Source organism: Martinezella rhizogenes (genome assembly GCF_027460065.1).
Taxonomy (GTDB): Bacteria; Pseudomonadota; Alphaproteobacteria; order Rhizobiales; family Rhizobiaceae; genus Agrobacterium; species Agrobacterium rhizogenes_C.
Genome location: NZ_JAPYZZ010000003.1, coordinates 228,252 through 249,923 on the forward strand (window position 1 = coordinate 228,252; position 21,672 = coordinate 249,923).

The 21,672-nt window shown below is 59.1% G+C and carries 18 protein-coding genes; 10 read left to right on the forward strand and 8 right to left on the reverse strand.

The genetic code is table 11. The features are described 5' to 3' along the window. Positions 1-69: 69 nt before the first annotated feature. The 3 genes from O8B93_RS07590 to ku (O8B93_RS07600) all read left to right on the forward strand — a co-directional run bounded on the left by O8B93_RS07590 (position 70) and on the right by ku (O8B93_RS07600) (position 2,596). The gene (locus O8B93_RS07590) at positions 70-714 is read left to right on the forward strand and encodes a DUF47 domain-containing protein (RefSeq protein ID WP_010974029.1); all 645 of its coding nucleotides are present in this window, start codon (positions 70-72) and stop codon (positions 712-714) included. Then, positions 714-1,718, forward strand: coding sequence for an inorganic phosphate transporter (locus O8B93_RS07595; protein ID WP_262518960.1), 1,005 nt, complete (start codon positions 714-716; stop codon positions 1,716-1,718). Before O8B93_RS07590 ends, O8B93_RS07595 begins: the two co-directional genes overlap by 1 nt. An 86-nt stretch (positions 1,719-1,804) precedes the next feature. After that, positions 1,805-2,596: a non-homologous end joining protein Ku gene (gene ku / locus O8B93_RS07600; protein ID WP_269709230.1), complete on the forward strand. Its 792-nt coding sequence runs from the start codon at positions 1,805-1,807 to the stop codon at positions 2,594-2,596. A 3-nt stretch (positions 2,597-2,599) separates the two neighbouring features. Here the strand turns inward: ku (O8B93_RS07600) and ligD are convergent, their stop codons facing one another. From ligD to O8B93_RS07635, 7 genes are all read right to left on the reverse strand, one after another. Next, entirely contained in the window at positions 2,600-5,092 is a 2,493-nt protein-coding gene (ligD, locus tag O8B93_RS07605) for a DNA ligase D (protein ID WP_269709231.1), read from the reverse strand. Between the two features lie 3 nt (positions 5,093-5,095). Continuing rightward, entirely contained in the window at positions 5,096-5,929 is an 834-nt protein-coding gene (gene ku / locus O8B93_RS07610; protein ID WP_269709233.1) for a non-homologous end joining protein Ku, read from the reverse strand. Between the two features lie 243 nt (positions 5,930-6,172). Next, a complete protein-coding gene (locus tag O8B93_RS07615) occupies positions 6,173-8,512 on the reverse strand; it encodes a bifunctional diguanylate cyclase/phosphodiesterase (protein WP_269709234.1) in 2,340 nt (779 codons plus the stop codon). 188 nt (positions 8,513-8,700) lie between these two features. Further along, entirely contained in the window at positions 8,701-9,804 is a 1,104-nt protein-coding gene (locus tag O8B93_RS07620; protein ID WP_269709235.1) for a hypothetical protein, read from the reverse strand. 292 nt (positions 9,805-10,096) lie between these two features. Continuing rightward, the gene (locus tag O8B93_RS07625; protein WP_405049047.1) at positions 10,097-11,635 is read right to left on the reverse strand and encodes an ABC transporter substrate-binding protein; all 1,539 of its coding nucleotides are present in this window, start codon (positions 11,633-11,635) and stop codon (positions 10,097-10,099) included. A 127-nt stretch (positions 11,636-11,762) separates the two neighbouring features. After that, positions 11,763-12,743: a mannonate dehydratase gene (locus tag O8B93_RS07630; RefSeq protein WP_269709237.1), complete on the reverse strand. Its 981-nt coding sequence runs from the start codon at positions 12,741-12,743 to the stop codon at positions 11,763-11,765. 66 nt (positions 12,744-12,809) lie between these two features. After that, positions 12,810-13,523, reverse strand: a complete 714-nt coding sequence (locus O8B93_RS07635; protein WP_092733321.1) for a FadR/GntR family transcriptional regulator — start codon at positions 13,521-13,523, stop codon at positions 12,810-12,812. Between the two features lie 206 nt (positions 13,524-13,729). On the opposite strand from O8B93_RS07635, the gene O8B93_RS07640 reads away from it, so the two are divergent. The 5 genes from O8B93_RS07640 to O8B93_RS07660 all read left to right on the forward strand — a co-directional run bounded on the left by O8B93_RS07640 (position 13,730) and on the right by O8B93_RS07660 (position 19,553). Beyond that, the gene (locus O8B93_RS07640; protein ID WP_269709238.1) at positions 13,730-14,758 is read left to right on the forward strand and encodes an ABC transporter permease; all 1,029 of its coding nucleotides are present in this window, start codon (positions 13,730-13,732) and stop codon (positions 14,756-14,758) included. After that, the gene (locus O8B93_RS07645) at positions 14,755-15,654 is read left to right on the forward strand and encodes an ABC transporter permease (RefSeq protein WP_269709239.1); all 900 of its coding nucleotides are present in this window, start codon (positions 14,755-14,757) and stop codon (positions 15,652-15,654) included. The genes O8B93_RS07640 and O8B93_RS07645 overlap by 4 nt, the downstream gene beginning before the upstream one ends. Continuing rightward, positions 15,641-16,486: an ABC transporter ATP-binding protein gene (locus O8B93_RS07650; protein ID WP_269709240.1), complete on the forward strand. Its 846-nt coding sequence runs from the start codon at positions 15,641-15,643 to the stop codon at positions 16,484-16,486. Before O8B93_RS07645 ends, O8B93_RS07650 begins: the two co-directional genes overlap by 14 nt. Next, the gene (locus O8B93_RS07655; RefSeq protein WP_269709241.1) at positions 16,483-17,220 is read left to right on the forward strand and encodes an ABC transporter ATP-binding protein; all 738 of its coding nucleotides are present in this window, start codon (positions 16,483-16,485) and stop codon (positions 17,218-17,220) included. The genes O8B93_RS07650 and O8B93_RS07655 overlap by 4 nt, the downstream gene beginning before the upstream one ends. Positions 17,221-17,486: 266 nt before the next feature. Beyond that, a complete protein-coding gene (locus O8B93_RS07660; RefSeq protein ID WP_269709242.1) occupies positions 17,487-19,553 on the forward strand; it encodes an ATP-dependent helicase in 2,067 nt (688 codons plus the stop codon). Between the two features lie 167 nt (positions 19,554-19,720). On the opposite strand, the gene O8B93_RS07665 is transcribed toward O8B93_RS07660, so the two are convergent. Continuing rightward, positions 19,721-20,131 carry a hypothetical protein gene (locus tag O8B93_RS07665; RefSeq protein WP_269709243.1) on the reverse strand — a complete coding sequence of 137 codons (411 nt, stop codon included), beginning with the start codon at positions 20,129-20,131 and terminating at the stop codon, positions 19,721-19,723. Positions 20,132-20,532: 401 nt separating this feature from the next. Here O8B93_RS07665 and O8B93_RS07670 point away from each other — a divergent pair, with 401 nt between their 5' ends. Next, complete coding sequence (locus O8B93_RS07670) at positions 20,533-20,769, forward strand: helix-turn-helix domain-containing protein (protein WP_269709244.1); 237 nt, start codon at positions 20,533-20,535, stop codon at positions 20,767-20,769. Between the two features lie 333 nt (positions 20,770-21,102). Beyond that, positions 21,103-21,672 (forward strand): dTDP-4-dehydrorhamnose 3,5-epimerase, encoded by a 570-nt coding sequence (gene rfbC, locus O8B93_RS07675; RefSeq protein ID WP_269709245.1) that lies wholly within the window; start codon positions 21,103-21,105, stop codon positions 21,670-21,672.

The window sequence follows — 21,672 nt, forward strand, 5'->3', positions numbered from 1 at the left end:
GTGCATTTATGACAGTTTTATGACAATCACCCCCCACAACTAATATAGCGCCATTGAGGGCCAATTCGCATGATGAGTATTTTTCGCAAGCTGATGCCGCGCGAGGACCGTTTCTTCGACATGTTCAGCAAACATTCCGAAACCGTCATCAAAGCGGCTGCAGCCCTTGATCAACTTTTGAGCGGCATCGACGTCGAGAAGAACTGCGACCTCATTGTCGCCCTTGAGAATCAGGCCGATGACATCACTCGCGAGGTTCTGCTTGCGGTCAGACGCAGCTTCATCACGCCGTTCGACCGGGGCGACATCAAGGACCTCATCCAGTCCATGGATGACGCCATCGACATGATGCACAAGACGGTCAAGACCATCCGCCTGTTCGAACAGAGCGAGTTCGACCCGCTGATGAAGGAGATGGGACACGAGATCGTCCGCGCGGCCGGCCTCATCGCGGAAGCCATTCCGCTTCTCAACAAGGTCGGCGCGAACGCGCAGCGCCTCTCCGCCATCGCCGAAGAGGTGACACGCGTCGAAGGCCGCTCCGACGATCTCCACGATCAGGGGCTGAAAGACCTCTTCCGCCGCCACGGCGCGAACGGCAATGCCATGGCCTATATGATCGGCAGCGAAATCTACGGCGAACTCGAAAAGGTCGTCGACCGCTTCGAGGATGTGGCCAATGAGATCAGCGGCATCGTGATCGAGAACGTCTGATGGATGTCGCACTTGCCCTGCCGCTGCTTGTCGGCCTCATCGCCATCGCGCTGTTCTTCGATTTCCTGAACGGCCTGCACGACGCCGCCAATTCCATCGCGACCATCGTTTCCACCCGTGTGCTGCGGCCGCAATATGCGGTCGCCTGGGCGGCATTTTTCAATTTCATCGCCTTCCTGTTCTTTGGCCTGCATGTGGCCGAAACGCTCGGCACCGGTATCATCGATCCGGCCATCGTATCACCGCAGGTCATCTTCGCCGCACTGATCGGGGCGATCGTCTGGAATATCGTCACCTGGATTTTCGGCATCCCCTCCAGCTCGTCGCACGCGCTGATCGGCGGTCTCGTCGGTGCCGGTTTTGCGAAGGTGGGCTTTAATTCGATCGTCTGGTCGGGTCTACTGAAGACCGTCGGCGCCATCTTCATGTCGCCGGCCATCGGTTTTTTCCTGGCGCTGCTTCTCGTCCTTGCCGTGTCGTGGCTGTTCGTGCGGCAGACGCCTTTCGCGGTCGACCGCACCTTCCGCGTCATGCAGTTCATTTCCGCCTCGCTTTATTCACTCGGCCATGGCGGCAATGACGCGCAGAAGACCATGGGCATCATCGCCGTGCTGCTCTTCAGTCAGGGGTATCTGGGACAGAGCTTCTACGTGCCCTTCTGGGTGGTGATTTCCTGCCAGTCGGCCATGGCGCTCGGCACACTGTTCGGCGGCTGGCGCATCGTGCATACCATGGGCTCGAAAATCACGCGACTCAACCCGATGCAGGGTTTCTGCGCCGAAACCGGTGGCGCACTGACGCTGTTTGGCGCCACATGGCTCGGCATTCCGGTGTCCACCACCCACACGATCACCGGCGCCATTATTGGCGTGGGCGCCGCCCGCCGCGTCTCTGCGGTGCGCTGGGGGCTAGCAGGCAATATCGTCATCGCCTGGGTCGTGACCATGCCGGCCGCAGCGCTCATCTCCGCCGGTGTTTATGGACTGACGTCACTGTTCGGCTGATCGTTACCGATTGCCACTCTCCCGGAACAAAAGCTGCCCTGCCGCTGTTGTTCCGGGAGACCAATGGCGAAGCGGATCGCAAGACAATGGCACGGCAGGTTTTCTGGAAGGGTTATCTGAAGCTGTCGCTGGTGACAGCCTCCGTTTCGTTGACGCCCGCGACCACCGAGAGCAATAAATACTCCTTCCACATCCTCAATCGTAAAACCGGCAACCGCGTCGAAAGCCGGTATGTCGACAGCGTCACCCACAGACCGGTCGCCGCGAAAAATCAGGTGAAGGGTTTTCCGCGCGGCGAGGACGATTACGTGCTGCTGGAGGATGACGAGATCGATGCGGTGGCGCTGGAAAGCACCCGCACCATCGATATCAAAACCTTCGTGCCCAAGGGTTCGATCGACTGGATCTGGTACGACCGCCCGCATTTCCTTCGCCCGGAAGACAAGATCGGCACCGAAGCCTTCAGCGTCATCCGCGAAGCCATGACGGCGAATGACGTTTTCGGCATCGCGCGTCTGGTAATCTATCGCCGCGAAAGAGCCGTTTTGCTCGAACCTTCCGGCAAGGGCATCATTCTCTGGACGCTGCATTACGGCGAGGAAGTGCGCGAAAGCATCGACGCGCTGGAGCCGAAGATGAAAATCGAAACGCCTTTGCTGCAGGCGATGGAAAAACGCATCGGCAAACAGGTGACCAGCTGGAAGCCGACCCTGGTGCAGGACCCCATCCAGAAAAAGATCAAGTCGCTGCTGAAGTCCAAGGGAGACGAGGTCTCCTCCTCCAAGAAGAAGGCCGGCACGATGGCCAAGACCGGCGGCAATGTCATCAACATCATGGATGCGCTGAAGAAGAGCATCGCCGCCGAAAAACCAAGCTGAGGATCAGCGCGCCTTTTTCGGCAGCGGTTCGGCGGCAGCAAAAAAGTCGTCCCACGGGTCTTTTTTCAGGGCGGAGAGCCGCGTGCCGATATTATTGACGGTGAAATGGGCCGGGCCGATCTCCGCCGTCAGTTCAGACCACTCCAACGGTGCGGAAATGGCCGCACCCGGCCGGGCGCGGGTCGAATAGGCCGCCACCGCCGTGTTGCCCCGGCCATTGCGCAGATAATCGATGAAGATGCGGCCCTGACGTTTCGCCTTGGTGGCGACGGAAAGATATTTTTCCGGTTCAGCCTTCGACATATCCGCCGCCATGGCTGTGGCGAAGGCCTTGACCGGCGCCCAGCCCGCCTGCGGTTTCAGCGGCGAGACCACATGCAGCCCCTTGCCACCCGACGTCTTGACGAAAGCGACAAGGCCCGCCTCTTCGAAGCGCCGTTTGAGTTCTTGCGCCGCCTCGATCACCGCGTCCCAGGCCACATCCTCGCCGGGGTCGATATCCATGGTGATCATGTCAGGCTTTTCCCAATTGGCAGTGGTGACGCCCCAGGGGTGGATTTCAAGCGCGGCGGATTGCACGAGCGCCATCATGCCGTCGAAATCAGTGATGCGGATCAGCGGTTCGCCACCCTTGTCCTTGGGATCCTTGATCTGCTCGATTGCCTTGTTGATGCCGCGCCAGGCGTGTTTCTGGAAAAACCGTTGGCCCTCTATTCCCTCCGGGCAGCGAAGCAGCGCCAGCGGCCGGTTGACGACAAAGGGCGCCATGTACCGCCATACCTGCGCATAATAGTCGGCAAGCCCCTCCTTGGTCACGCCGTCATCCGGCCAATAGAGCCGGTCGGGATGGGTGAACTTGATCTTCGACTGCGGCGTATGGGTATCCGACACGGCCTTCTCCTCGCGTTCGATTTCGCCCGCCGGTTTGTCTTCACGCAGCCCCCGGAAGGATGCGTGACGCAGATTGCCATCTCCCGACCATGCGCGAAACTCCACTTCCGCCACGAGTTCCGGTTTCACGAAATGGAGATCACGGCGGGCAAGCGCGGTCAGCTTGTCGCCGAAGGGGCTGTTCTTGCGTTCCAGCGGCTGCAGACGAGAAAATATCATCTCCGCGACTTCGCTGGAATAACCGGTGCCGACACGGCCGACATGCCGCAGTTTGCCGTTTTCATAGACCCCGAGTGCCAGCGAGCCGACGGCATGCTCCGAAGTCGAGGAGACGGTATAACCGCCAATGACAAATTCCTGCCGCATCGAACATTTGGACTTTACCCATTCGCCCTTGCGGCCGGAAACATATTTGCTGCTCTTGACCTTGGAAATCACGCCTTCGAGGCTGAGCCGGCAGGCGTGATCAAGCACCAGCGCACCACTTTCCTCGAAATGCTGGCTGTAGCGGAGATGGGGATCGCCCGCCGGCAACAGTTTTTCCAGCAGCGCCTTTCGTTCGCTCAGCGCCGCGCCGCGCAGATCGCTGCCATCGAGATAAAGGAGATCGAAGGCATAAAAGACAAACCGGTCGTCGCGTCCTTCGCTCAGATCCTGCTGCAAGGCGGAGAAATCGGAAGCGCCACTATCGCGTTCGACGACAATTTCACCGTCGATCAGAACAGTTTCTGCCGGCAGCGCCGTGAGTGCCGCCGCCACTGCCGCGCCGAATTTTTCCGTCCAGTCCAGCCCGCTGCGGGTCAGAAGCTGAAGTTTGCCCTGATCGACACGCGCCTGCAGGCGGTAACCATCGAATTTGATTTCATGCAGCCAGCGTGATCCCTCCGGCAGTTTCGGCTTCAGCGTGGCGAGTGCGGGCGGCACGAAAGATGGCAAGGCCTGTTTGCGTGCTCCTTTGGGCAGCGCATGCGCCTGTTTCTGGCCGGATGTCGAGGCAGCGGCCTTTTTCGAGACCGGCTTGGAATTCCAGGTATCCTCCGGTTTTTTTGCGACCTCCTCGACACTGCGGCCGGTCTTTACGGATTCCGGCCTTTCCTCGAGAATATCAGCACCGCCTTTATGCCTCGCCTCCTCATCGTCCCCCTTGATCAGCAGCCAGTTCTCCCGGCTTTCTCCGGGCTTGCCGTGCATGCGCACCAGATGCCAGCGCCCCCTAAGCTTTTCACCCTCCAGTTCAAATTCAAGATGGCCCTTGCGGTAACCTTTCCGGGCGTCACCAATCGGCTGCCAGACGCCGCGGTCCCAGACGATCACGGTGCCGCCGCCATATTGTCCCTTGGGGATGACGCCTTCAAAGTCGCCATAGCTCAGCGGATGATCCTCCACATGCACGGCAAGGCGCTTGTCTTCGGGATCGAGGCTCGGGCCACGCGTCACCGCCCAGCTTTTCAGCACCCCATCCATTTCCAGGCGAAAATCATAATGCAGGCGGCGGGCATCGTGTTTCTGGATGACGAAGCTCGATCCCGGTTTTTCAGTCTTTGTGCCTTTAGGCTCCGGCGTCTTGTCGAAACTGCGCTTGGCGTTATAGGTCTGCAATCCCATGGATCAGCTCGCTTTCCGCGAGGCCTTGCGGCCTGATGCCGTGGCCTTTTTTGCGCTGCCTGCTCCGGCACCGGCGCTGCGGCGCAGGGCCTCCTTGAGATCGATGATATTGTCTTCCTTGCGCGGCTGTGGTTTGGCGATTTCCCGGCCTTCGATCTTGGCTTTCACCAGTTCCGCCAGCGCATCATTATACCGGTCGCTATAGTCGGCCGGATCGAATGTACCCGCCCGTTTTTCGATGATGTGGCCGGCAAGTTCCAGCATTTCATCATCGAACTCGATATCGGGGATCGACTTGAAAACGGATGTCTCCGAGCGAACCTCGTAGCTGAAATTCAGCGTCGTCGCGACAAGCGCCTTGCCGCTCGGGCGGATCAGCAGAATGCGGTTGCGGCGGAAAAGCACGGCTTCGCCGAGTGCCACGACATTCTCGTCGTCCATCGCCTTGGCGAGAAGCGTCAGCGCCCCTTCGCCACCCTCCCCGGTCGGCGCGAGATAATAGGACTTGTCGAAATAGAGCTTGTCGATCTCGTCACAGGGCAGAAAATGTTTGACGTGGATGACCTTGTCGCTGTCAGGCATCAGCTTTGCGATCTCGTCTCCCTCGATGACGATATGGTCGCCATTGTCGAGTTCATACCCTTTGACTTGATCATCACGAACCACCGGCTCGCCGGTATCGCTATCGACATATTGCCGCTCGACGCGGTGACCGGTCTTGCGGTTGACGATATTGAACGAAATCTTCTCCGCCGAGGTAAGCGCGGAATAAAGGCCGATTTCGCAGTTGAAATCGGCAAATGAGAGGTGCCCCTTCCAGCTCGCCCGGCGGTTCATGGCCGTCGCCCCTCACCGGCGTGCCGGTTCTCTCTGCACGGATCCTGAGGCTTGAGGCGGTCTGTCATCGCAGTCTCTCCCATGGATAGAGGTCCATCCGTGGCGCGTTCATGACTGGGGCATCATGCAGCCGGTCAGCGCAGCGTGGACACATCACACGCAATCCTAACGATCTGCCTACGCTCTCGTTCCATCGAACATGGGAAAGGAGGGCGACGGCGCCGTGCGCCGTCGCATCTCTGATCAAACGGAATGTTTCTTGCGTTTGGCGGTGCTCGCGGCAGGAGCCGGAGCCACATCCGGTTTGCCGAAGAGATAACCCTGCGCCTGGGCGCAACCCTCATCGACCACCATGCGGTATTGCGCGTCCGTTTCGATCCCTTCCGCCGTGACCGGCAGATCGAGGCTGCGGCCAAGGCCGATCACCGCACGCACGATGGCGCGGGCATTGTCATCCTCGCTCATGGCGGCGATGAAGCTGCGATCGATCTTGATCTTGTCGAAGGGGAAGCTCTGCAGGTTGCTGAGCGAAGAGTACCCCGTGCCGAAATCATCCATGACGATGGCAACACCGAGCGCCTTCAGCTGGTTGAGGATGACCAAAGTCGCTTTGCGGTCTTTGAGAAGTGCTGCCTCGGTAATCTCCAGTTCCAGCCGGTTCGGCGAAAGTCCGGTCTGCATCAGCACAGTGCAGACGACATGGCCGAGATTGGCCAGCGAAAACTGCAAGGGCGAGACATTCACCGCGATCTTCAGATGCGGCGCCCAGGTGCTTGCCTGACGGCAGGCCTCACGCAGCACCCATTCGCCGAGCGAGATGATGATCCCGCTTTCCTCCGCGATAGGGATGAAGACATCCGGCGGGACCACGCCCCTTGTCGGGTGCTGCCAGCGCACCAGCGCCTCGTAACCGACGACCTGACCACATTCCACCGACAGGACCGGCTGGTAGTTCAACAGCAACTCGTTGCGATTGACGGCAAGCCGCAAATCCGTTTCGAGCTGCCGGCGCTCACGCGCCTCCTGATCCATCAGAGGATCGTAAAAAGCCAATATGCCGCGCCCGCCAACCTTGGCGCGGTAAAGCGCCAGATCTGCCGCGTGCATGATGCTTTCATCATCCCGACCGTCGCGCGGGAACACGGCGATGCCGATGCTGACACCGACGGCGGTCGGGTCATTGGCGACATTCATCTTCAGGGCGAACATGCCAAGGATCGTTTCGGCCAGCAGGCGCGCTTCGTCCGCCTTCGTATGCCGGGTGGTCAATATCACAAATTCATCGCCGCCAAGACGGGCGACCACATCGCCTGCCCTTGCACATTCATCGAGGATGGCGGCGACTTTCTTCAGGACGCGGTCGCCTTCGGCATGGCCGAATATGTCGTTGACCGCCTTGAACCGGTCGAGATCGAGCGCCAGCAGCGCAAATTCGTCCTCCTCGTCGCCATTCTCGATCTGCTGGTGAAGACGGGTCTGGAACATGGTGCGGTTGGAGAGGCCGGTCAGGACATCGTGGCGCGCGAGATATTCGATTTCCCGCTGCGCTTCCCGCTTTTCCGTCAGGTCGCGAATGGCCATCACCTCGCAGGGGCGGCCGCGATATTCGATCGTGCGCACGCCGAGTTCGAAGACCTGTGCGTGCCCGCCCCGCTCGCGGATCGCCTCCACCGGCGCAGGACGCGGCAGATAGGCGGGCTGTCCATCGATGGCCTTGAAGAGATCATCGGGGTTCTGTCCGACCAGCGATGCTTCATCCCGGCCAAGAAGGCCGGCAAACCGGGTATTCAACTCCACGATCCGCCCGTCACGGACGACGGCGAGGCCATCCAGCGTCGCATCCACCAGCCCTTTGAGATCGACAAGGTAACGATCCACCAGAGCGGCGACGGCGGTGGAGGAAAGGATCAGGAAGGTGACGCCTGAAATGGCGCAGATCATGATCAGCCTGGCGACATTGTCGGGGTCAGGCCCTGACACGGATGGATCCGGCGTGAGCACCGTGGCTGACATGGTGGTAAAATGCAGCGCGCAGATGCCGAAGATCGCCGCTCCGGCGGGCGCGGCGATGCGCTTCCATGAGCCCAGACGATGAAAAAGGAAAAAGGCCAGAACAAAAGCCACCAAGGCGACGGCAAAACCGCTGAGAACCGGGCCCCACCGATAGCTGATCGTGGCCGCGACATCCATGCCCGCCATTCCGACGAAATGCATGACGGCAACCGACAACGTGACCAGCGTTCCGACGACAAGTGAACTGTAGATGGCCTGCGAGCGGGCCGTGAGCGCCAGCCAGAAGCCAAAAACGGCCAGAAGGGCCGAAAGAGCCGTAAAAAAGAAGTCGTAACCAATCGGAACCGCGCCCTTATAGGCCAGCATGGCGACGAAATGGGTGGCCCAGACGCTCAGTCCCGCGGCAAAGGCCGCAACCAGAACCCAATAGGGCTTGCGGCCCGCCGGACTTTCCTCAGCGCGCAACAGAAGATGAAAAAAAGCAAACATGCCAAGCAAGCAGATAACAGCTGCAAGAAGAACAACCGCATGGTCGTGCTGTATGGCAACGCATTCCAAAACCGTGAACATGATGCACTCTCCCAGCCTCTGAAGAACCGCTCACGGTGGCACTATGGGAGTGCTTTATTTATAAATCTCTAATGCAACCATTGATAATTGTATCAATATTTTTTCGCGCACGAAAAAGTGTCCGGGCCAGCGTGCCAAGCTGTAACACTTTCGGCAAACCGGCCCGAAGAAAATGGTGGCCCGAGGCTTTATTTCCAGCTTCGGTAATCGGCTGCGGTGCACCCGAAAGGCGCTGGGCCATCGGAGAAACGCTCCTGCAAGCGCGCACAACCCCACTCGTTGAGTGCCGTCGGCAGCATGTTGTTGATGTCCATGCCGGGTGAATTGAACTGCGACGGAGCACTGGTGACATACCACAGCCAGTAACCAAAGACCGCGACGATGATGAGGGCTACGATGGCAACGAACGTTCCCAGCCTTCGCAGGAGGCTCGGTCCTTTCTTTATCGCCGCGCCCTGGGCCGCGGCACCCGCCTGTGTCTCATTCGCAAGCAGCGGGGCAAGCGAAGCGAGAGCCTCTGCCCTCTCCTTCTCCGTAAGGTCGATCCGCTCCAGCTGGTCGTCGATGAGAACCGGCAGTGCGCTGTTGCCATGCACGACCGCCAGCGCCACATCATGTTTGTCGGTGTGGCCGACGACAACGGGAATGCGACCGCGCTCAAGATGGGTGAAGGATTGCCGCTTGGTCTTCCCGTCCCTCACCGTATCGGCATAGGTGACGAATAGACGGCTGCGCTTTTCGGCCACAGCCGTCAGTGCAACGGGAATGACGGTCAAAGGTGCTGCATGCCGCAGCTGCAGGCGGACACGCAGCACACGGATAAGCGTGAACAGCATCGCGAGACTGCCGAAACCAAGTAGGGCAACGAACACGCCAAGCGTGATGATGCGGTTCCAGAGCATGTCGAGACCCAGCGAAATCGTTGCGAGTCCCGGGTTCTTCGCGGAAATGACCAGTCCGGTTTCGTAATCGCCGGAATGGAAATCGACGAACATCACCTCGACGTCCTTCTTGTAGCTGACGCCGCCATGATCATAGGAAAGCTCCGCCTCGCAGGTCGTGAAGATCGCCTTGCGCGTCTTGCAGCTGCCGTTGATATCGCCGTTTTCGATTTCCAGCGGGTCCTTGCTGATCTGATAATCGCGCAGAATGCCCGGACCTTCGGCCACAAGCATGACGGCAAGGATCGCCACAAGCACCGGAATGGAAAAATAATAGGCAGGAGGCACCGAAATGACGCCACGCTTGAGGCTCAACGGCCGCGACGGAAGTTTTATCTGGGCAAGATTCATGGGAGACAACACATCTGCGAGAGAGTGGCGGGCGAAGCCTGTGGCTCGTACCCGACGGAAGGAATGGTCACCACCGGTGTCTAATCCGGTGAAGCCTTGGAGAAAACCCCAAAAATTCACGGGATAGTCGCAAGAATTGCGTATTTCCAGAAAATGCACGCGACATCGTGGCTGGCGCTTAAGCCGCGCAAGCCAAAGAGCCAAGGTTGCCGCAAGCCGCCAAGCAGACTGAAATAAAAACGGGCGGTAAAACCGCCCGCTCTCTATTCATAGGGAAGCATTTGCCTGCTCGTTATTCCTTCGTCACGTTTTCCAGGCGGGTCGTCTGGCTTGGATGCCCGACATAATCCTTCACCCGCGCATTCAGCACGATCGGCTCGTATCGCTCGAAAAGCGGCAGCACTGCTGGCTTCTGCGCAACGAACATTTCCTGCATCTGCGTGTAGATTTCGCCCCGCTTCTTGGCATCGGGCTCCAGCGAAGCCTTCGCCGTGAGCGCCGTCAGTTCCGGGATGTCCCAGGCGGAGCGCCAGACGAAATTGCCGGCATTGTTTGCAGCAAGCGAATTGTCGGGGTTGCTGGAAAACTGCTCCATCGATCCGAGTACATTGGGCATATAAGCGCCGGTCTGTGGAATGAGCAGATCGAAATCGCGTGCACGGTGCGCGGCGATCACATCAGAGCCATTGCCTTGCTGAATATTGACCTTGATGCCGATCTGGCTGAGCGAGGCCTGAATGGCGGTGGCAAGGTCGATGCGCGGCGTCTGTGCAATCGTCTTCAGATTGAGCGTGAAGCCGTTCTCATAACCGGCCTCCTTGAGGAGTTCCTTGGCCTTGGGAACATCGAGTTTCCAGTCCGGGCTCGGGATGGCGTATTCGAAGTTCTCCGGCACCGGCACGGTCCGCGCGCGGCCGTAAGGACCCATGATGGTTTTTTCCATCCCCTTGTAATCGATACCATAGGCAATCGCTTCACGAACCTTCGGGTTCGACAGGGGCTCCTTGCCGGCATTCATGGACAGGACGTAAAAACCGCCCGTTGGCACGCGCTGGATCTGAAAGCCTTCCTTGTTATTAAAGGTGGCGAGATCGGCCGCCGTCAGCGCGCTGGCGATGTCGATGTCACCACGGTCCAGCATGAGGCGCTCGACCTGGCTTTCCGGCACATGCCGCACGATGACGCGGCGCATTTTCGGGCTGCCGGCCACATAATCCTTGTTCGCTTCCAGAATGATGATCTCATTCGGTGACCAGCGATTAAGCGTGAAGGGCCCGGAACCGGCGGAATTGGTTCTGAGCCAGCCATTGCCCCAATCGCCATCGACTTCATGCGACTTGAGCTCCTTGCTGTCGACGACGCTGGCGATGACCATGGCGAGCCGATAGAGCAGCAGTTCGGAGGTCGTTTCCCCCGAAAGACCAATCCGCACCGTCTTTTCATCCGGGGCGGTCACCAGCTTGTCGACATTATCGGCGTTATAACCAACGCGCTTCAGGTTCGCGGCGGCGGCCTGGTTCATCTTCAACAGGCGGCTGAACGAATATACGACATCAGCCGACGTCACCGGGTTGCCGGAAGCAAAATTCGCTTCGCGCAGATGGAAGGTGATGCCCTTCTCGTCTGTCTCCCAGCGCTCGGCGAGTTGCGGGGAAACCTTGCCCGACCCATCGACGGAAATCAGCCGATCGTAGAGATTGGCCATGATTTCGTTGGCTTTTGCTTCGGTGGCCTGATGCGGGTCGAGTGACAGCACCTGCGCCAGCGACGTTGCGACAATGAGCTGGTCGTTCGGCGTTTTGGCGAAAACTGGGGACGCCTGCATCAGCATCGCGCCCAAAGCCGTGGTGAATGCGAGACGGATCAAAGATTTTTTCATACCTGCTCCTCCTACAGATCGGTCATTCAAGATGGAAAAAGGGCCGGCGACACTGCACAACGCCGCCGGCCCGAAAAAGTCAGAGATGTTTGTTATCAAGCGCTTCGATCAGCGCTGCGATGTAGCCGTAACAAAAACCGAAAGCGACGCCGACAGGATCGCGGCCGGCGATCGTCGGCACATGGTCGGGCATGATCATGTAGCGATAGCCAAGCTCATGATAGAGTTTCAGCGAGCGCACCATGTCCATGTCGCCTTCATCGGGGAAGGTTTCCATGAAGGACAGCTTGCCGCCGCTGATATTGCGGAAATGGACGTTGAAAATCTTGTCGCGGCTGCCGAACCAGCGGATGATATCGTCGATCTCCTCGCGCGGATTGTCGAGCATCTCGCCGATGGACCCCTGGCAGAAATTTAACCCGTGATAGGGGTTTTCACGCATCTGAACGAATTTTTTCAGTCCCTCGACGGTTCCGAGCACACGGGTGACTCCCTTGTAGCCCGGCGGCGTGTAAGGATCATGCGGGTGGCAGGCGAGGCGCACCTTGTTGCTTGCGGCAACCGGCACGACGCGCTCCAGGAAATAGTCGATCCGCTCCCAGTTATCGTCTTCGGAGAGAACACCGGCCAGACCCGGATCGGCATTGTGGTCGGCCTTGTCCCACCGCCAGGCTTCGTTCAGCGAACCGCCGCGGCCAAGTTCCATTTCGGTGCGCGGAATGCCGATGAGGTTGAGATTGTATTTCGCCGCCGGAATGCCGGCTTTTGCGATATTTTCAATCATCGTGCAGACGGCATCGATTTGCCGGTCACGCTCCGGACCGGCAAGCAGGATATCCGGATACGATGCCTGTTCGATGGGACGGGACGGCAGCGGCAATTGCACCATGTCCAGAACGAGGCCGAAGCTTTCGACCTTGTCGCGCAGACGCTCGAAGTCATCCAGAACCCAGCTAGCGGGTTTTCCGGGCGGGTCAGCGCTTATGTTTTTGACGCCGAGCTGCGCCCAAACCTTGAAATCCTCATCATCGCGCGCAGCAACCTGGGTACCGACATACATCGATTCTCTCCTCTCCCATGCAAGTCATCATATGACATCGCATGAAATAAGATGAGTGTCGAGACGCTATTGCGCTTCCGAAAGCAACCGGTATCGACGCTGGCTCGCAAGCATGTGCTCACGCATGGCTTTTCGTGCTGCCTCGGGGTCCTGCTCTACGATGGCCCGCAGGATAGCCTCATGCTCCGCCTGCACCTTGCGCAGATAATTCGCATTGCCGGTTTCCGGCAGCGTCGGAAACTGGCCGCGAGGAATGGAGCGTGAGCCAAACTGGCGAAGGGCCTCGAGGTAAAAGCGGTTATTGGTGGCAATCGCGATGGCGGAATGAAACTCGTAATCGGCATCGACAGTGGTTTCGCCGGCATCGATGGCGCGAGCCATTTTCCTATGCGCCGCAGAGATTGCAGCCTCCTGCTGGGCTGTGCGGCGATAAGCGGCGATCGCCGCCGCTTCGCCTTCTGTTGCAAGCCGGAATTCCAGCATTTCCAGGGTTTCGGCAATCGTGCCGACTTCCGATTGCGTCAGCTTCACACCGGTCCATTCGCTGGCATTGCTGACAAAAACACCCTTGCCCTGGATGGGAACGACATAACCCGCAGACCGAAGATCGGCGATTGCCTCGCGAACCACCGTCCGGCTCACGCCATAGGTCCGTTCAAGCTGCGGTTCGGTGGGCAACTGGTCACCATTTTTCAGTTTTCCACTGCGAATTTCTGCGCTGAGATTATCGATGATCTGTTGTGCCCGCCTCTCCCGCGGCCTCGCCTTATCGCCAATCATGCCACTCTTCCCTCTTGCAGAATACGAATCCCTTCGTTACTCATATGATGACATGGCAGCACGTCATATGTTTTCATGTTAGCTCAGGGAGGAGTTGGGATGAAGTACCATCAAGAGTTTTTACAGAGGAGAATTGCGCGTCTGCGGCGAGCGGCTTTTGCGTTCTCTGGCACTGAAGGGCTTCCTGCAGGAAAGCGCGGTCAGCAATGACGGAAATTTCCCTGCGCGGGCTTGGACATCGTTTCCTGCAACTGATCGTCAGCCTCTTCATCCTGCTCTGCATCACCTTCATCATCGGCCGCGTCATGCCGACCGATCCGGTCGGCGCGATCGTCGGCGAGCTTGCCGATCCAAAAGCCTATGAGGCGATGAGGGCACGACTTGGTCTCGATCTGCCACTCTACCAGCAGTTCTTCATTTATCTGCGCGGCCTGCTCCATGGCGATTTCGGCATTGCGATCCTGACGGGGAACCCGGTGACCCGCGATCTGGCACAGGCCTTCCCCGCCACCTTCGAGCTCGCCACGCTCGCCATCATCATCTCCACCATCATCGGTGTTCCGCTCGGCCTCGCTGCCGCCCTCTTCCGGGATACGTTCATCGATAAGTTCGCGCGCGTCTTTGCGCTGGTCGGACATTCGATACCGGTCTTCTGGTTCGGCATCGTCGGCCTTGTGGTTTTCTACGCCAGCTTCAACCTCGTCGGCGGACCCGGTCGGGTCGATGTTTTCTACGAAGGCATCGTTGAACCGAAAACGGGGCTGATGCTCGTCGACAGTCTGCTTGCGGGCGAAACGGAAATCTTCTGGAACGCGCTGTCGCACATCATCCTGCCGGCCATCATTCTCGCCTACATGGCAATGGCCTATATTACCCGCATGACCCGCGCCTTCACGCTTGAGCAGCTTAGCCAGGACTATGTGATCGCCGCACGGGCAAAGGGCGTCAGCCCGACACGGACGATCACCCGGCATGTGCTTCCCAACATCGCCGTGCAGCTGATTACCGTTCTCGCAATCTCCTATGGCAACCTGCTGGAAGGCGCCGTCGTTACCGAGATCGTCTTTTCCTGGCCTGGTATCGGCCAATATATGACCAACGCGCTGCTCATCGGCGACATGAATGCCATTCTTGCGGCCACAATCGTCATCGGCTTCGTCTTCATGATGCTCAATTTCCTTGCGGATCTGGCCTATACAACGCTCGATCCCCGGACACGGGAGGTCGCACGATGACCGACATCACCCACACCAATCCCGTTCCTCGCCGCAGCGCCCTCTCCCGCCTGTCAACCACCACGGGGCGCACGCTGCGCAAGCTCGCGGACGAACCGCTTGGCATGTTCGGTTTTGCAATTCTGGCCATTCTGGTTCTGGTCGCCATTTTCGCGCCGCTGATTGCCCCCTACGACCCGGCCAGCCAGGTTCTCGAAAACGCGCTTCAGCCTCCGAGCTGGGCGCATCTGGCCGGCACCGACGAATTCGGCCGTGATATTTTCAGCCGGCTCATTTATGGCACCCGCATCACCATCCAGACCGTGCTTTCGGTCTCGATCATCGTTGGTCCGATTGGACTTGCCATCGGCGTCATGGCCGGTTTCTTCGGCGGGCGCACCGATGCGATCCTGATGCGTGCCACCGATATCGTGCTGTCCTTCCCGTCGCTCGTTCTGGCCCTTGCCTTCGCGGCCGCCATGGGTGCCGGTCTCGGCACGGCGATCATCGCCATCTCGCTGACGGCCTGGCCGCCGATAGCGCGCCTTGCCCGTGCGGAAGCCCTGGTCGTTCGCAATACCGACTATGTCGCCGCCGCCCGTCTTTATGGCGCCTCGCCGCTGCGCATCCTGTTTTTATACATAGCGCCTATGTGCATTCCCTCCGTCATCGTGCGACTGACGCTGAACATGGCCGGCATCATCCTCACCGCGGCCTCGCTCGGCTTTCTTGGTCTCGGCGCGCAACCGCCGCTGCCGGAATGGGGCGCGATGATCTCGAGCGGCCGCAAATTCATGCTCGACTACTGGTGGGTCGCCGTCATGCCCGGCATCGCCATCCTGCTCACGAGCCTTGCCTTCAACATCGCCGGCGATACGCTGCGCGACCTCCTGGATCCGCGCCATGCCCGCTCCTGATAGCCCCCCCATCCTCTCGGTCCGCAACCTCAATGTCCGGTTCGGCCGCAACAGCATTCCGGCCGTCTCCGATGTCAGTTTCGATGTCGGCCGCGAAAGGGTCGGTATCGTCGGTGAGTCCGGCTCAGGCAAGTCAACGACCGGCCGGGCGGCCATGCGGCTTCTGCCAAAAAGCGCCACGGTAACCGCCGAGCGCATGGATTTCCTCTCCGAACCGCTGCTCGAAAAATCCGAGCGCCAGATGGGCGCCATCCGCGGCAGCGAGATGGCGCTGATCATGCAGGACCCGCGCTATTCGCTGAACCCGGTGCTGCCGATCGGAAAACAGGTCGCGGAGGCGGCGGAACTGCATCTGGTGCTTAAAGGTGCCGCGGCCAGAGACGCTGCGCGCAACATGCTGCTGCGCGTCCGCATCAGTGACCCCGACCGGGTGATGGGGCTCTATCCGCATCAGATTTCGGGCGGCATGGGCCAGCGCGTCATGATCGCCATGATGTTGCTGGCAAAACCGAAGCTCGTCATCGCCGACGAGCCGACCTCGGCTCTCGATGTCAGCGTGCGCAAGGATGTCCTGCTGCTGCTGGACGAGATGGTGCGCGAAAACGATGCCGGCCTGATCCTCATCAGCCACGACATCCGCATGGTTGCAGCCTTCTGCGAGCGCGTGCTCGTCATGTATGGCGGGCGTGTGGTGGAGACGCTGACGAAACTTGAAGAGGCGCAGCATCCCTATACGCGCGGCCTCATCGCGGCGATGCCCGATCCCCGCAACCCGGTCCGCCGTCTCAAGGTGCTGGACCGTCAGGCAATCGATGCGGAGGTGCTGCGATGATCACGGTGGACAAGCTTGATGTCGTCTACGGCGCGAAGGAACACCAAAACCACGTCGTGCGCGGTGTCAGCCTCAAGGTCAATAGAGGCGAAACGCTTGGCATCGTCGGCGAAAGCGGTTGCGGCAAGTCGACTTTGCTGCGCTCTCTGGCGGGTTTGGAGGGCGGCTGGACCGGTTCGATCAGCTTTGACGGCAAGCCGGTCGGCAAGCTGCGCAGCCGCGAGGAACTGAAACTGGCGCAGATGGTGTTCCAGGATCCCTATGGTTCGCTGCATCCGCGCCACCGCATCGGCAGGGCTCTGGCCGAACCGATCCGCGCCATGGGTCTCGGCGATGGCTGGTCGAAAGTGCCAGCTGCCCTGCAACAGGTCGGCCTGCCCGCACATTTCGCCGAACGGTTTCCGCACGAACTGTCGGGCGGCCAGCGCCAGCGCGTGGCCATCGCCCGCGCCCTGATACTCGAGCCGCCGATCCTGCTGCTCGACGAGCCGACATCGGCGCTCGACGTCTCCATCCAGGCGGAAATCCTGAACCTGCTTGCCGACCAGCGCGAGGAACGGGACCTGACCTTCGTTCTCGTCAGCCACGATCTCGCGGTCATCGCCCATATGTGTGACCGGGTTCTCGTGATGCAGAATGGAAGTTTCGTCGATGAACTGACCAAGGCAGACCTTGAAGCCGGCGTGACCCATGCGCCCTACTCCGCTGAGCTGTTCGAAAGCAGCTTCCTGTGAAAACGGAAGGGGCCGCTCGCGTCTGGATCAGTTCAGCCGGTCTCCATTTTCCGTAAAGATTCGCCGAGCGTTACTTCTGCCGTAACGCCGTGGCATCACGTCGGAATTGGCCAAAAACAGCAAAGGCCATGCGTTCAGCATTTGTTCTAGCTTCATAAGTGAGTCTTTGCTAATCATCGCAGCAACGACGCGACCGGTGGACCGATACCGCCGTGGCAATTTCTGAAGCGACCCTCGTGGATGCGCGAATATTGGGGAATGCGAGGATGGCGGCTGCCTATCTGGACAAGTTGAACGAGCAGCAGCGCAAGGCGGTGGAACACGGTGTCGGCCTGGCGGATGGAGAGACGGCCGGTCCGCTGCTGATCATTGCCGGCGCCGGTTCCGGCAAGACCAATACGCTTGCCCACCGCGTCGCCCATCTGATCGTGAATGGCGCCGATCCCCGCCGCATCCTGCTGATGACGTTTTCGCGGCGGGCTGCCTCGGAAATGTCGCGGCGTGTCGAGCGGATCTGCAAGCAGGTTCTCGGGGCAAATTCGGCAATCATGACCGATGCCCTCGCCTGGTCCGGCACGTTCCACGGCATCGGCGCACGCCTGTTGCGCATCTATGCCGAGCAGATCGGCCTCAATATCGATTTCACCATCCATGACCGCGAAGACAGCGCCGACCTGATGAACCTTGTCCGGCACGAACTCGGTTTCTCCAAGACAGAAAGCCGCTTTCCAACGAAGGGGACATGCCTTGCGATCTATTCGCGCGCCGTGAACTCCCAGATGCCGTTAAAAGACATCCTCCGCCAGCACTATCCATGGGTCTCCGACTGGCAGAGCGAGCTGAAGGAACTGTTTGCAGCCTATGTCGAGGCCAAGCAGATCCAGAACGTGCTCGATTACGACGATCTCCTGCTCTACTGGGCGCAGATGGTCAGCGATCCCGTTCTGGCTGATGACATCGGCAACCGTTTCGACCATGTGATGGTGGACGAATATCAGGATACCAACCGGCTGCAGGCATCCGTGCTGATGGCGATGAAACCCGGTGGACGCGGGCTGACCGTGGTGGGTGACGATGCGCAGTCGATCTATTCCTTCCGGGCTGCGACAGTGCGCAACATCCTCGATTTTCCGGCATGCTTCAGCCCGGCGGCCGATATCATCACGCTGGATCGCAACTATCGTTCGACGCAGCCGATTCTGGCCGCCTCCAATGGCGTCATCGATCTGGCGCGCGAACGTTTTACCAAGAACCTGTGGACAGAGCGGCCCTCACTTGAACGACCGAAGCTCGTGACGGTGAAGGATGAAACCGAACAGGCGAATTTCATAATCGACCAGATTCTCGCCAATCGCGAAACCGGCACGACGCTGAAACAGCAGGCCGTGCTGTTCCGCACCTCCAGCCATAGCGGCCCGCTCGAAGTCGAGCTCACCCGCCGCAACATCCCCTTCGTCAAATTCGGCGGCCTGAAATTCCTCGACAGTGCCCATGTGAAGGACATGCTGGCCGTGCTCCGTTTCGCGCAGAACCCGCGCGACCGCGTCGCCGGTTTCCGGCTGCTGCAGATGCTGCCCGGCATCGGGCCGAAGAAAGCCGGCAATATCCTCGATACGATAGCCCCGGACCCTGAGCCGCTGCTGGCCCTTGCCGAAATTCCACCACCGCCGAAAACCGGTGACGACTGGACGGCTTTCACACAATTGCTGCTGGGCCTGAGGCGGAGCCAGAACGGCTGGCCAGGCGAAATCGGGCTGGCACGCCTGTGGTACGAGCCCCATCTCGAACGCATCCATGAGGATGCCGACACCCGCAAGGCCGATCTGCAGCAACTCGAGCAGATCGCCGGCGGTTATCCTTCACGCGAGCGTTTTCTGACCGAGCTGACGCTTGACCCGCCGGATGCCACCAGCGATCAGGCCGGCGTGCCGCTTCTCGACGAAGACTATCTCAGCCTCTCGACCATCCATTCGGCCAAGGGCCAGGAATGGCGATCCGTCTTCATCCTCAACGTGGTCGATGGCTGCATACCCTCCGACCTTGGGGTCGGCACCACCCAGGAACTGGAGGAAGAGCGCCGACTGCTTTACGTCGCCATGACCCGCGCCAAGGACAGCCTGTCGCTGATCACCCCGCAACGCTTCTTCACCGGCGGCCAGAACCATCAGGGCGACCGGCATGTTTACGCCGCAAGAACCCGCTTCATACCGGCGACATTGCTGCAATTTTTCGAGACGGCCACGTGGCCATTGGCCTCAGCCGCCGCCTCGGAACGCAGCGCGCAGCAGATCCGTATCGATGTGGGGGCAAGGATGCGGGCGATGTGGAAGTAGCTAGCGATGCGAGCTTTATGCGTCAAAGATTCCGTGCCAAAGCAAGGAAATAGAAACTCGGGCGGATTTCGCTCGCAACTTCATGCTGACAGCACATTTTTTGACAGATCATCAAGAACCATACGGAGTTCCAGCCACGGGAATTCATCCGGCAGGCCCTGCTGCTATCAGGTGACATGAATGGAATGCAGTTGAGCAATGGCTCCGGTGATCGATATCGCAGGCTCCGCCCACAATGCTTTCGCCAGCTGCATTTCAAGGCGGTCAGACCGTATCTCGGCCTTCTGAGCGCGACTGTATCCCCATGCTTCATCTAAACGATCCCAAGCTTCCTGCCGTTCCCAAAGGGCAGTTAGTGCCTCAGCTTTGATGGTTTGATGCTCAGGAGCGTCGCCGCATATCCGATCAATCTCCTCCTGACTCGAAGCCCAGACTGTTACAGCCCTGCCCGGCAATGCGATTTTGACCTGCGGGAAGCCGACGGCGACCACCATCCTACTTTCAACGCCTTGTTGTAGTTTACAAAGGCGCTGAGTTTCGTCATGTGCCTTGAGCCATTTTTGCCAAAGAGCGATCACCCGATAGTCAACCTCTGAGGCAGGCGGTGTCTCCGTTCCTCTAGCTTCTTCAGATGCGCTAGCCTGCGACGCCAGCAAGGCCGCAAGGCCGCAAGGCCGCAAGGCCGCAAGGCCGCAAGGCCGCAAGGCCGCAAGGCCGCAAGGCCGCAAGGCCGCAAGGCCGCAAGGCCGCAAGGCCGCAAGGCCGCAAGGCCGCAAGGCCGCAAGGCCGCAAGGCCGCAAGCACGGAAAGCACTCTGCGTCGTGTTACAATAGACAAATATCTGCTATTCTCAGAATCATCCATGATCTGAGCTCCCATAAGCTTGATTTTGGGCATTTCTCGAAACGAGATTTTCGTATCATTGATACGATAACAAAGCTGCCGCCTTATTCAACAGAAATCGTATCAGCATTACGAAATGAACTTTATTCAATGCAAAATGGCTCGAGCAGCTCTGGGATGGGGAACAAGAGATTTGGCGAAAGAGGCCAAAATTTCTCCTGATACAGTGGCGCGTTTGGAAAGAGGGGAGGCTTTAAAATCCTCCACAATGAATGCCGTGCGCGCTGCTTTCGAAGCCTCCGGCATAGAATTCATCGAAGAATCCGGCGGCAAGGGAGTGGGCGTTAGGCTTGCTACGCCTCTGAGCAACTAAAAATCACACGTAGAAAAACCTGCAGGGCGTCCGGCGCGTCTACGCACCAAAAACCCGCTGTATACCGGCAACCCTGCTGCAATCTTTCGAGACGGCCACGCGGCCATTGGTTTCGGCCGCCACCTCGGAACGCAGCGTGCAGCGGATCCGCATCGACGTGGGCGCGCGGATGCGGGCGATGGGGGAATGAGAAGCCCGGTGGGCTGCCGCATCATAGACCTCAACGCGCGAATGAAGGATGCCCTTGTGTGGGTGATCAAGAAAGCGTTATTGACTGTCCGTCCCGATAAAGTCATATCACCCTGAGTAGGCAGATGAGACAGGATCCGCGAAGTGCAACTAGAAGTATTCCCGATATCAGGCTTGAAAAAGATAATCCCGGCTCGTTTTGGCGACAACAGGGGTTACTTCAGCGAGGTTTTCAAACGGGAGTGGTTTCGCGAAAATGTAGCGAATGTGGAGTTCGTGCAAGATAATGAATCCTTGTCTGCACAGGCAGGAACCGTGCGTGGGCTCCATTTTCAGGCGGAACCCTTTGCGCAGGGCAAACTTGTTCGATGCATTCATGGGCGGCTGCTCGACGTGGCGGTCGACATCCGAACAGGCTCACCCACCTTCGGTCAGTGGGCAGCTGTCGAGCTGTCTCCGGAAAACGGTGAGCAGCTTTGGGTACCGGCGGGATTTGCCCATGGCTTCATGACGCTCGTCGAAGATACTGTTATCTCATACAAGGTGACGGCCCCCTACAGCGCAGCACATGACCGCGGTGTTAAATGGGACGACCCGGCCATCGGTATCAACTGGCCAAACAATGATGGCTGCGTGCTTTCCGACAAGGATGCCAAGCAACCGCTCCTATCCGAATTGCCTGAATATTTCACTTATCAGAACACCGGGAACTGA